The 11,353-nt window shown below is 46.3% G+C and carries 8 protein-coding genes; 1 reads left to right on the plus strand and 7 read right to left on the minus strand.

Features of this window, described 5'->3' with window-relative positions; all coding sequences use genetic code 11:
* Positions 1 to 328: 328 nt before the first annotated feature.
* The 4 genes from H5T88_08465 to H5T88_08480 form a co-directional block, all read right to left on the minus strand.
* The gene (locus H5T88_08465) at positions 329 to 1,375 is read right to left on the minus strand and encodes a hypothetical protein (protein MBC7330374.1); all 1,047 of its coding nucleotides are present in this window, start codon (positions 1,373 to 1,375) and stop codon (positions 329 to 331) included.
* A 32-nt stretch (positions 1,376 to 1,407) separates the two neighbouring features.
* Positions 1,408 to 3,423: a hypothetical protein gene (locus H5T88_08470; GenBank protein ID MBC7330375.1), complete on the minus strand. Its 2,016-nt coding sequence runs from the start codon at positions 3,421 to 3,423 to the stop codon at positions 1,408 to 1,410.
* Between the two features lie 39 nt (positions 3,424 to 3,462).
* A complete protein-coding gene (locus H5T88_08475) occupies positions 3,463 to 4,251 on the minus strand; it encodes a prepilin-type N-terminal cleavage/methylation domain-containing protein (GenBank protein MBC7330376.1) in 789 nt (262 codons plus the stop codon).
* A gap of 106 nt (positions 4,252 to 4,357) precedes the next feature.
* Positions 4,358 to 6,364 carry a family 20 glycosylhydrolase gene (locus H5T88_08480; protein ID MBC7330377.1) on the minus strand — a complete coding sequence of 669 codons (2,007 nt, stop codon included), beginning with the start codon at positions 6,362 to 6,364 and terminating at the stop codon, positions 4,358 to 4,360.
* A 125-nt stretch (positions 6,365 to 6,489) separates the two neighbouring features.
* Here H5T88_08480 and H5T88_08485 point away from each other — a divergent pair, with 125 nt between their 5' ends.
* A complete protein-coding gene (locus H5T88_08485) occupies positions 6,490 to 6,636 on the plus strand; it encodes a hypothetical protein (GenBank protein MBC7330378.1) in 147 nt (48 codons plus the stop codon).
* 180 nt (positions 6,637 to 6,816) lie between these two features.
* On the opposite strand, the gene H5T88_08490 is transcribed toward H5T88_08485, so the two are convergent.
* The 3 genes from H5T88_08490 to lysA are packed head-to-tail and all read right to left on the minus strand — an operon-like array spanning position 6,817 to position 11,283.
* Positions 6,817 to 7,419 carry a site-2 protease family protein gene (locus H5T88_08490; protein ID MBC7330379.1) on the minus strand — a complete coding sequence of 201 codons (603 nt, stop codon included), beginning with the start codon at positions 7,417 to 7,419 and terminating at the stop codon, positions 6,817 to 6,819.
* Positions 7,412 to 9,952 (minus strand): CBS domain-containing protein, encoded by a 2,541-nt coding sequence (locus H5T88_08495; protein MBC7330380.1) that lies wholly within the window; start codon positions 9,950 to 9,952, stop codon positions 7,412 to 7,414. Before H5T88_08495 ends, H5T88_08490 begins: the two co-directional genes overlap by 8 nt.
* A complete protein-coding gene (gene lysA / locus H5T88_08500; GenBank protein MBC7330381.1) occupies positions 9,952 to 11,283 on the minus strand; it encodes a diaminopimelate decarboxylase in 1,332 nt (443 codons plus the stop codon). Before lysA ends, H5T88_08495 begins: the two co-directional genes overlap by 1 nt.
* Positions 11,284 to 11,353: the final 70 nt, after the last annotated feature.

An 11,353-nucleotide genomic window follows, 5' to 3' on the forward strand; every position in this document is an offset into this window, starting at 1 on the left:
GGATTCACAGGGTGGCGATAGAAAATTAATTCGCAACTATGTGTATAGTTTTTAATGACAATTCCTTCCATAGCGAGGTCATAACCCCACTGTCATTGCGAGCCTTCTGCGAAGCAGAAGGCTCGCAATCTCGTATTTAATTTAATGGCAGCTAAGGGAGGAGATTGCCATCCCTTCTTCAAACTCGCATCTTGAGGGTATAGATTTTTTCCATGAGCCATTTTGCTCTTTACGTTATTTTAAATCCACCATTATTTTTCAAAACCTTTAACCCATGCCAGCGATGGCAAAAGGGGGATAAGCGGCGCCACTATTAATCCGCGATTACCTATCCCTCTCCGACTGGTATGATTATCCCGTAGTTCGTATATGACCATAAGAAATCTTCCAAATTGCCAACGGAGAAATTTATCCTCAATTGCTTCGTGTTTTCCAACCAGCCATACCAATTACGAGCGAGGGAAGGGCTGTGGTTTAAGGGGAAGCCGCTATTTTCCGGTCCAATTTCCCCGATTATCTTCCATCCACCCCTTCCTGAGCGTAAGTCCTCGCCCTTTATGCGGGCTATCTGAATATGTGAAGAGACGATAGCAATCTCCCCGGAAGGGGTTGATGGATAGGGATGTTGAGGTCTGACCAGATAGAAGACATCCTCTTTTGGGTCGTAGGCGAAATCAGCGTCGTTTAAAATGACCTTCATTCCTTCTTCTCTCTCCTTCAATCCCGCTGTTGGAACGAGGATGGGCTTTCCGAATTTGGGATTTCTCATATCTGAGAAATCAATCTCTATCATATATGTATTCGTTGACAAGTTCTCTTCCTGTTTTGTGTAAAAAAGGAGAAGCTTTCCCTTCTTGTCAAGGCTTATCACTGATGGCTGACCAACGCCCCAAGTGCGTTTGCTCCCCTCAATGATTGGGTTCCCTTCATATTTCACCCAGGGTCCCTCGGGACTGTGAGAGAATGCAACTCCTATCTGGTTGTGTCTTACTTCGGGCGAATAAGTCCCAAGATAAAAGAGGGCGTATTCATAGGATTTCCCTTGATAATTAAACTCCCCTTTCACTACCGCGGGGTCGCAAATATGGAGGCTATCCCAACCCTCCTCGCTTGGGGCAAGGGCTAACTGAGGAGCGGTCCATTTCTTCTTTGAGACGAGGAATTTGCGGTAGTAGATATGGTCTACAATCTGATAAGGGTCGGCATTCTGGCACCACCAGAAATGATGAACATCCTTTTCCTCAATTGAGAAGACAGAATAATTATAGAACTCGCTTCCCTTCGGGAAAAGCCTCCAAGCTTTAGGCTGGGGAAGGGAAAGATGCTGGCATAGAAGAAGCGCAAATATTGGCGGGAGTAAATTTCTCATTTCCATTTCTTCTGCACCTCCTATTTTAATGATATTTTTCATATCGGGAAAGGTTTATATAAGGGTATGTGGAAGAGAACTGATAGGAAGGATAGGGCGCCTGCCATGATGAAATCGCCGAGAATTAAGCCAAGGAAAAATGGGAGGGAGTTGCGATATACCTTCATTCCGCCTATTTTCAAGAGAAAGCTTTTGATAAACAAAGCTATAAGCATCGGACACCACATCCATTCCAGAGCTCCCGATTGGGCGATAACGAATCCCGCAGGATGGAAGGGGAACCAATGAATTTTCGTATAAGCGAGTTGAAGAAGGCATAAAACCGCGAAACCAACTCCCATCGCTGTCATACCGCTTATGTCGCTTTTTGCGGGAGATTTCAAGAAAGAGCTGAGGAGGTCAAAGGCAACTCTTCCCTGATATGTGCGCCATTGGTCTATCTCCGCGGAGGCGGCGCCATAGCGATAGTAAACAGTGAGGGCGATTAGCAGGCTGGCAAAGATGCTAAGTAAGGAACCTACAAAGATGGGGATAAGCAATTTTCTTTTATTTAAGCCAACGGAGTCGGAAAGACGCATCATCTCAAGATAGGTTGGCATAGGATGGGAGCGAAAATCTCCAAAAGAGAACCAGCGAAGATAGGCCAAGGAGGTGAGCTCAGAGGGTAAGAGATTATTCGTGCCCAACGATGCTCGCAGAATCCATGATACATCGTTTCCCGGATTCCATATCGGACCAACAGTAGCTCTGAGGCGAGAGACGGTGACGAGTGATAGGAAGAAGAGGGAGAAGAAGAAGATAGCGGTAAGCGGTCTCATCCCGAGCTTATAGGCGAAGAACACGAGAAAGAAGAGGGAGAAGGATAAACCGAGCCATAAGGAACGAGGAGAGATTATATTTTCGTCCTTTTCCCCCTTCAATGCGCCCTTGAGGGAAGCGAAAATCTCCCTCCTCGCTCCCCAAAGGGCGAGAAGAGCCAACGCTATAATCGCTCCCTGAGCCTGTTCGCCTTGAAAGGGAAAGCCTGCGGAAAAGGGACCAGCCCATTGCCCCTTAATACCCAGGATTCTCCCCGCTAAATTCTCAAATTTCGTGAGAAAAAAGAAGAAACAGGAGGAGAAAAGCACTTGTGTAGGAACGAGCATGGAGAGACCTATAACGCAGGGATAGAAAGTAAGCCAGAGCTGACCGATATCGTTATAAGGAGGTGGGAAACGTGAGGAGATTTCAGTAGGCAATACCCTTATCTCGGGAATATAGGGAAAGGAGAAATGAAGAGCATTAATGGATTGGAGGAGAATGGTCAGCACCGCTCCAAGAATCAGCCATCTTTTCGCTCTATGGGAGCGAGAGAACTCCTCGCCGACGAGGGCAAGGGGAAGGTAAATCATGGGGAAAGTGAGTCGTTCTTTGTTTGCCCAGCGGTTGTAGAAAAGCATAGCCAGGCAAAACATTGCGGAAAGGAGGGCAAAGATGAATAAGCCCCATAGGATTAGAGGAATTAGCCACTTTTTCCAGATTCCATCCCAGAAGTTCATTCCTCCGAGGAAGAAGCCATTGACTATATCTTCATCTCTTGGCGCAACCCAATGGGGTATAAACTTCCAAAAATCTTTCCAGCGGTTCTCCGGGCTGGCAAACCAAAAGGGTGCGAGCAAGGTTGTGACGAGAAACTGAACCAAGCCCATAGTTGCTATGCCCACAGTCGTGGCGAGGGTAGCATAGATTAAAGCTAATTCTTTGTTTTTAAAGGGACTGAAATGGAACCAAAGGAGAAGGAAAAGGAGTCCGAAAGTTAGGAGCAATAATTTGGGAGATTTATAAAATATGGAAAAGGAGAAGAGGATGAAGAGAAATAAAAGGGAGAGACCGAAGCGGTTGCCTTTAGCGAGCCATAATAGCAGAATGACGAGGAGAAGGAGTATAACGGCGGCCAGGGGGAGGGAGTTAGAGGCGAGGTCAGCGGAACGATAAACTATCTCGCTATAAAAGACCCAAACACAAGCGAGAGGGGCTAGTATCAGTGCAAAGATAGCAGCCCCTCTCTTGTTCATAATCTCATCTGGAGATAAGCCAATTTAATCTTTCAGGCTTCAATCCGCGGGACCACCCCCAAACTGAGACCAAAAGGTGACATTGTCGCTCCGCCGGAATGGGTCGAAGAGCTTTCCACAATTGTTAGCGATAGACATGAAGTTCATCCACTTGGCGTGTCCGTCGGCAAACACGAGGTTTTCACCTTCCACATGGCGAGTATTGCTCTTCAAGCGTCTTTCCGGTATACACGCAGCCTGACAAATATTGGCATATACAACTCTTCTACCTCCACAGGAGCCAAATGTGGCAGCATCTGCAAAAGCAACGGTTTCGGCAGGGGTTACCACCTCGGATTGGCGAACGGGTTTTTGGGACCAGTCGCATAGAGCATTCCGCATAAGAGGTTCTGCATAGGCGACGGTCACAAAACTTCCAACAAAGTCCTTTGGGAAAGTCCAAGGTGGATTGGGATACCATGGCACTACCGCACCATCGGGACGATGCCACGCCGCCACGAGAGGTGCTTGGACAGCTGAAGACGCTGACGGGCAGTTCCATACTTGAGGATTTTTGATATAGGGATGTAGTTGTCCTTGGGGCAAGTCATTTGGAGAACCTGCTCCTGGAGCGCTACAAGAGGTTACGAATGGATATGTTTCATCCCAATCTTGAAGATACATCATAAGAGCCTGTCCTATTTGTTTCATATGAGAAAGGCAGGCGGTTTTTCTTGCCTGCTCTCTTGCCCGACTGAAGACAGGGAAGAGAATCGCTGCTAGGATGGCAATGATAGCTATGACCACCAGCAATTCAATTAAGGTAAAACCTCTTTTAAGTCTTTCCATTAACATTGTTAGAGCACCTCTTTTTATTTTTAGTTTTGCTCTTGTTTGATACTATTTAAGCTGTTTTTTAATTCTAAGTCGGCAAGTGTTATCCTTACAGTCAAAATTATAAAGCTGGGATTGGTTCGCCTTTGCTAATCGCCTCCTTCGCTTTTAAAATCGTCTCCCGCTTGCTTTCAAGATACTGAATGAGACGATTGTATTTATCTATGTTGTTGTTAAGGAAGAAGGGAAGGTTCTCGGATAGCCAGAGCGTTTTGTAGTTCTCCCTCAACTGATAAAGCCTATCTATCAAGCCCTGCAGAATTTCTTTCGCTTTATCCAGCTTTTCTTTTCCTTCTTGAGGGTTCTCCCGCACAGATTCATAGATAGAGGAAACCTCAGCCATCCCCAATATCTTATCAGCAAGGAATAGAAGCCTGTTTCCAGCGAAGACGAGATAGGGAATCGCTGTCTTGTTCTTCCTCACCTTCCCTCCATCCTCCTGCAATATAGCCAAAGCTCTCTCCGCTCTCTTCTTTATCTCCTTTGCCTTTTCAATTGTATCCGCTCTCTTCAAGGATTGAAGAGGGTCTTCCCAGAAGAAGGCATCGGGAGACATCCCCGGCGCCATAAATAGATTCGTCTGGCTGAGAAGATTTATCGCCTCCACTATGCGTGTTGTTGAGCCGAAGAAGGCGTTATCAAATCTCTTGTCAAAATCTCCTCTATCAATGTTCCCTCCACACCAAGCTGCCTCGGCGCCGAAGACTATCCCATACCAGTTGTAGCCAAAGAGATTCTCTCCATCGTCATCCCAGGTCGTGTTGAGCATCCCGCTTGCCTTGAATTTCACTCCATCCCTCACGAAATTGTTTATATTAACAGTCGCATTCTCAAAATCGGGGAAGATGCGAGACCAACAGGAAACACCGGGGCAGACGAATTGCTCCAATCCCGCCTCATAGAAAGGCTGCAATCTCCACTCAAACGAGGGAGCACCGCCATAATCCCAATTGAGGACGATTATATCGGGAGGGAGTTTCGGTATCATCTCTCTATAATGGAGGGCAATGTCTCCCCAGAACATGACCCTCTTCCCTTTTTTCTTGAGCATTTCCTGAAGCCTGGTGATATGCCTCAGATAGAGGTTTGCTGGACCTATCTCATCCGCTATAGGTTTGCTCTTTCCTTGACCAAGGTCGTAGGTCTCGTCGCAATTTATATTAAAGAAAGGAGAGGGGAAAATCTCCGCCAATTCGTTATAAAGGTCGTTAAAAAGCTTATATGTTTCCTCCAAAGCTGGAGAGAGGCTCCAGGGGCTTTCCTCAATCTCTGCCAAATGGCGATACTGGGGCTTTCGGAGCAGTTTGTCGGAGTGACCGAAGGACTGAAGGGAGGGGAAGACCTCAACATGATATTTCCTTCCATAAGCGACGAGCTCCTTCATTTCCTCAGGGGATAAGCCCTCTCCGGGAGCGGACATATCGGGGTGGGATTTGAAATTGAAGGCATGAAGCTCAATGTAAGGGGTATACATGTTGAGCTTGAAGGCGCTCAAGGTTCGCACAATGTTCTTCATATACTCCAGAGTTGGTATGGGTCCTCTGCTCACATCATCGGTTATTCCTCGCCAGCGTAGCTTGGGATAATCAACAATCCTCGCACCAGGAATCTCGATCTTCCCCTTCCCGCCTCTCAACATCTGGCGGATGGTTTGCATTCCCCAAAAAACGCCATCCCTATCGTTGCCAATAACCGCTACATAGTTCTCCCCTACCTCCAATACATAGCCCTCGCGAGGAAGTTTGGGGACATCTATTCCTTTCTTTTCCACAAATGAGGCTATGTTCTTATCAAGGGAAGGAATGCCGAAGATGATGGGCTTTTCTACTTTCTCAATGAACGAAGAGGAAATCTCCTCAACATTCAAGTCAAGACTCTTTATATCTTCCCCAAGGATTTCCCCGATATTCTTGTCGCAGCCCTCCCCGACGATTATCGTTGCTTTCTTCTCTATAGTTAAGGAAAAGGGTTTAGTGGTCAAATATTGAGGTTGAGGAATGATGTTGAGATTCGCGGAGAAGGCGATAGAGAAAAGACAAAGCAAGACTAAAACAGACCAAGTTTGCATTTCAATGACCTCCTTTTAAATGAATTTCCTATAAATTTTCAAAGAGGAGGGAAGGTATGTCAAGAAGATTATTGGGGTTTAATGTAGACTTCGTTCCTTAATTTTGCATTTAGAAGGAGATTGCCATGCCCGCCTACGGCGGGCTCGCATCTATTGATATAGGTTTTAGTGCCAATTCCTTCCATAGCGAGGTCATAACCTCACTGTCATTGCGAGCCTTCTGCTTCGCAAAAGGCGTGGCAATCTCGTATTTAATCGTAGCTAAGAAATGAAATTCTAAGGTACTCCTTCGTCGGACTTGCGATGACAACCTCCGCTGTCATTGCGAGCTGTGTTGGCGCAGCAATCTTGTTTTTCTTGACTCCACGAAATCGAGATTGCCGTGCCTCCCGCAAGGGAGGCTGGCAATGAAAAAGAGATGAGATGACCTCGCCTCGTTTTCTTTTTGGATTTCAAAGGAAGAAATTAACGAGCCTATGGAAAATGGCAACGAGGATATCGAAGAAAGGACTGACGATGAAAAAGAATAGAAGGATGAAGCCGAATGTCTCAAGCTGTGCGTAGGAATAGGCGTAGCGGGGAGGAAGGATTGCCATTAGAACCTTTGAGCCATCAAGGGGAGGGATGGGGACGAGGTTGAAGAGAGCGAGGAAAAGATTGAGGACGAATCCTATTGCGAACCAATCAGAAAGAAAAGGGATGGAGTTCTTGAACAGATAATGGATGAGAAGGCAAGCGAAGGCGAGGAGGATATTTGCGCCCGCTCCCGCTAAGGAGACGAGGATCGTGTCCCTTCGGGGGTTTCTCAAATTATAGAAGTTAACGGGAACGGGTTTCGCCCAGCCGAAGCCAATGCCCATAAGCGCCGACATGAGGAACATCAATGCGCCCAAAGGATCGAAGTGAGCTCTCGGGTCAAGAGTTAATCTCCCCGAATATTTCGCGGTCGGGTCGCCGAGCTTCCAAGCAACCCATCCATGGGCATATTCATGAAGAACTATCCCCAAAATGAAGAAGGGAGCGGCGATTATTAAGTAAAACAATCTGTCAGCCATTTTTTATCTCCTTTAAAAGATTTTGAGCCATCTCTATCTCCTCTCCCTTCGTTTTTATCTTCCCGTCCAGCTTGGCATTGAAGAGCTCTCTCAACACTTTCCCTAAAATTCGCCCCTCCGGGATTCCCAATCTCTTCAATTCCTCCCCGTTCACCGCAAGACTTATATATCGTAGCTTCTCCAAGAAAAGACATACCCTTCTCTTAACCCTTATATCTCCCTTTACCTTGATCAAGATTATTGTTTCCAAAGGAAAATCCTTCAAAATCTCGTAAATCTCGCTCCTTTTGAGGTAGGGAAGAGACAATCTTTGCAAAGTTGAATCTAAATCTGCGATTGAAAGCAGCTTCTCCCTTTGGCTTGAGGTAAATCTCAGCCTATAGGCAACTCGCCTGAGCTCATCCTCGCTTAGATGTCCAAATAAAGTGAAAAGAAAGAGAAGCCACTTTTCTATGTTCAAACCCTCAAGGGGTTCCCTCTCCAATTTCTTCAGAGTTTGTTTATCCAATCTTGCCCTGGGATATATTGCTTGAGATAAGCCTATTTCCTCCATTCTGAGAAGGCAAGGGATTGGGTTTTCCTCCAAAAGGAGTATCAATTCTTCACGCAAGCGGTCGCCAGAGAGAGGGGCGAAGGATTGAGCCCTGATGGCGTCTCTCGCCAGGTTCTCCGTCCATTCGTCCATTTTGAATCCGAGCTTCGCTTCCAATCTTATCGCCCGCAATATCCTCGTTGGGTCCTCCCAAAAGCTTAAACTATGCAGGACCCTAATCCTTTTGTTCTGCAAGTCATCCCATCCGCCGAAATAATCTATAAGATAACCGAACTCCCTCGGATGAAGTGAGAGGGCGAGGGCGTTTATCGTGAAATCCCTTCTGAACAAATCCTCCCTTAAAGAGCCCGATTCAACTGTGGGTAGGACGCCCGCTCTTACATAAAATTCCCTTCTTGCGGTTGCGAAATCTATCTCCAGACCATCGGGAAGCTTCAATGTAGCGGTGCCGAATCGCTGATGGGTTGTAAGTTCTCCTCCCATTTCCTCCTTGACTTTTCTGGCAAATTCTATCGCCCTCCCCTCTACCAATATATCCAAGTCCTTAACCTCCCTCCCCAATATCATATCCCTCACAACCCCTCCCACCAGGTATGCTCTCGTCTTTTGAGAAGCAGCCAACTCACCTATTCTCTGAAGCAATCCCTTTATTTCTGCTGGTATCTCCTCAATTATGCGTTCGCCTTTTAGCTCTTTATATCGCTGACCATAAAGAGCGTTTATCACATCCTGCCTTGTTATTATCCCCAACAGTTTCTCTTTTGAACAAACCAATACCCTCCCTATATTTTGCTCACTCATCAACTTGATAATTTGGGAAAGGCTCGTTTGAGGATGGACGCATATCGGCTCTCGGTAATGGAAGGCGGATAAGGGCTGTTCACCCATACTATACTTCACCAGCCTTTCCGCTTCCTTCCTCGTTATTACCCCCACGATTTTTCCACGCTCGTTTATCGGAAGCCCGCCAAAGCCGAAGCAGCGCATAACCTCCAAAGCTTCCCTAACAGATGAGGAAATGGAGATAACCCTAACTGGGGAGGACATTATGTCCCCTGCCTCAATCTCCCATCTCACCCCTTTGGGGAGGAGGAAAAGAAGCCTCTGAATAGCTTCTTCAAGAGGCATTGAAGTCACTGCGGAGGCGGCATTTCTATGTCCTCCACCACCCAACTTTGTAAGCACATCGTTTACTTTGAATACCTCTCCCTTGCTTCTCCCCACTATGTAAGTTTTTCCCTCAACCTCCACTAAAAGGAAAAAGGCTTCTAAATCCTCCTTTTCTAAGATTGAGGTGGCGATCGGGGCGAGGTTAAAGGACATCTCCTCTCTTTTCGCTCCCGCTATTCCCACCCTTACCCCCTTTACATTTTCTACCCTGAGGTTATTTCTCAATTCCTCTTCCAGTTTCCTCTCTTCCTCCGAGAGAGTAGGATGGAGAAAGGGAACAAGATAAGGGATATTCGCCCCACAGGAGATGAGATAGGCAACCGCTTGAGCATCGTTTTCTGTTGTGGAGGAATAAGTTAGAGAGCCTGTATCGGTGTAGATTCCCAACGCCAAGAGAGTAGCTTGCCAAGGAGAGGGGATGAAGCTATTTTCCCTCATCATATTCACAAGGATAGTCGTTGCTGAGCCGTAAGGCTTGAGCAAACTCTTTTCCACATTTATTTCCCCTCGGGATTCAAGATGATGGTCAATAATGGTTAAGGGAATGTTTCTTCTCCTTACCTCTTCTCCGATGTTTCCTGTCCTGCGAAGTGAACTGCAATCAACGAGGATGGCTTGCTTAACTTTTTCCCAGGGGATTTCCTCCTTAGAATATAGGGGCAATGTATCAGCGTAAAGGGAGAGAAGCTCGGGAGGGTAGGGGGAACCTTCGGGATAAATTGGGAGGGAATCGGGAAAGAGCAGGTATGCTCCTAAGAGGGAAGCCAGGGCGTCAGCGTCGGGCGATTTATGAGTGAGAATTAATTGCATTATTTGAGGTGAGGGGGAATTAAATCCGCTTTGATGAGGTCTTCGTAGGTTTCCCTTCTCACAAGCAAATCCGCCTTACCCTCCCTCACTAACACAACTGCAGGGCGAGGGAACCTGTTGTAATTGCTTGCCATAGAGTAGTTATAGGCGCCAGTTGATTGCACTGCCAATATATCGCCTGGCTCTAAAGGAGGAAGAAGGATATCCCAGATGAGGACATCTGTTTCGCAATGTTTTCCCGCTATTGTATAATTTATCTGGGGAGATTCCGAAGCCTTATTAGCAACAATAGCCTCGTATTTCGCATTGTAGAGTTGGGGACGGGGGTTATCGGACATCCCGCCATCTATCATTGCGTATATCCTCTTAAGGAGTCTACCATTTTTGCTGAAGCTTACCTCTTTAATTGCTCCCACAGTATACAAGGTAGTTCCTGCTTCACCAACTATTGAACGACCAGGCTCAATTAGAAGAATAGGCAGAGCGAGCCCATTAGCTTTTGCTTTTTTCTCAATTGTCTTGCTCAACCTCTCAATGAACTCCTCAATTGTAGGGGGGTGATGGGAAGAGAGATATCTTATCCCCAATCCACCACCAACATCCAGTTCCCTTAATTCCACTCCCGTTTCCTCTTTTATTTCCTTCATAAAATCCATCACTATTTCCGCTGCTTTTAGAATTGGTCCAATCCGCAACATTTGTGAACCTATATGACAATGAAGACCAAGAAGCTCCACCCCTTCCATCTCCAGCGCCATTCTTATGCCCTCCATTGCCTGACCATTTTTCAAATTCAAACCGAACTTCGTATCAACCTGTCCAGTGCTGATGAACCTATGGGTATGGGGGTCTATGCCGGGGGTTACTCTTAAAAGGATTTTTGCTTTCTTCCCTTTCTCAATACACAGCTTATTGAGAAGCTGGAGCTCGTAGAGGTTATCAACAACAATTCGTTCCACAGCGTTGTCCAAGGCTAAAGCAAGCTCTTCAAGGGATTTGTTGTTGCCGTGAAGGAGGATTTTTTGAGGAGGGAAGCCGGCGCGAAGGGCTGTATAAAGCTCTCCTCCAGAGGAGGCATCAAGCCACAACCCTTCTTGTTCAATCAATTTACAAATTCCTAGGGTGAGGAAAGCTTTTCCAGCGTAAACTACCCTGCTTTCCTCTTTATAGAATTCTTTCAAGGAATTCGTGTATCTTCTGCAATTCTCCCTGATGAGGGTTTCGTCTAAGACATAGAGGGGTGTGCCGAACTGCTTTGCTAAATCAACGCAATCGCAGCCACCGATCTCAAGATGTCCTGCTTTGTTTATTCTCTGGGTTCCTAAAAGCAAGCTATCACCTCTATTGTTAAATTCTTCTTTTTAATTATAAAGATTTTAGCTTAATTGTCCAAATGTTTCG

It is taken from the genome of bacterium (assembly GCA_014360495.1).
Classification (GTDB): domain Bacteria; phylum Armatimonadota; class JACIXR01; order JACIXR01; family JACIXR01; genus JACIXR01.

Excerpts from the sequence above, each read along its gene's own strand:
- H5T88_08465 (MBC7330374.1), bottom strand. The coding sequence starts at position 1,375 with ATGGAAATGAGAAATTTACTCCCGCCAATATTTGCGCTTCTTCTATGC.
- H5T88_08470 (MBC7330375.1), bottom strand. The coding sequence starts at position 3,423 with ATGAACAAGAGAGGGGCTGCTATCTTTGCACTGATACTAGCCCCTCTC.
- H5T88_08475 (MBC7330376.1), bottom strand. The coding sequence starts at position 4,251 with ATGGAAAGACTTAAAAGAGGTTTTACCTTAATTGAATTGCTGGTGGTC.
- H5T88_08480 (MBC7330377.1), bottom strand. The coding sequence starts at position 6,364 with ATGCAAACTTGGTCTGTTTTAGTCTTGCTTTGTCTTTTCTCTATCGCC.
- H5T88_08485 (MBC7330378.1), top strand. The coding sequence starts at position 6,490 with ATGCCCGCCTACGGCGGGCTCGCATCTATTGATATAGGTTTTAGTGCC.
- H5T88_08490 (MBC7330379.1), bottom strand. The coding sequence starts at position 7,419 with ATGGCTGACAGATTGTTTTACTTAATAATCGCCGCTCCCTTCTTCATT.
- H5T88_08495 (MBC7330380.1), bottom strand. The coding sequence starts at position 9,952 with ATGCAATTAATTCTCACTCATAAATCGCCCGACGCTGACGCCCTGGCT.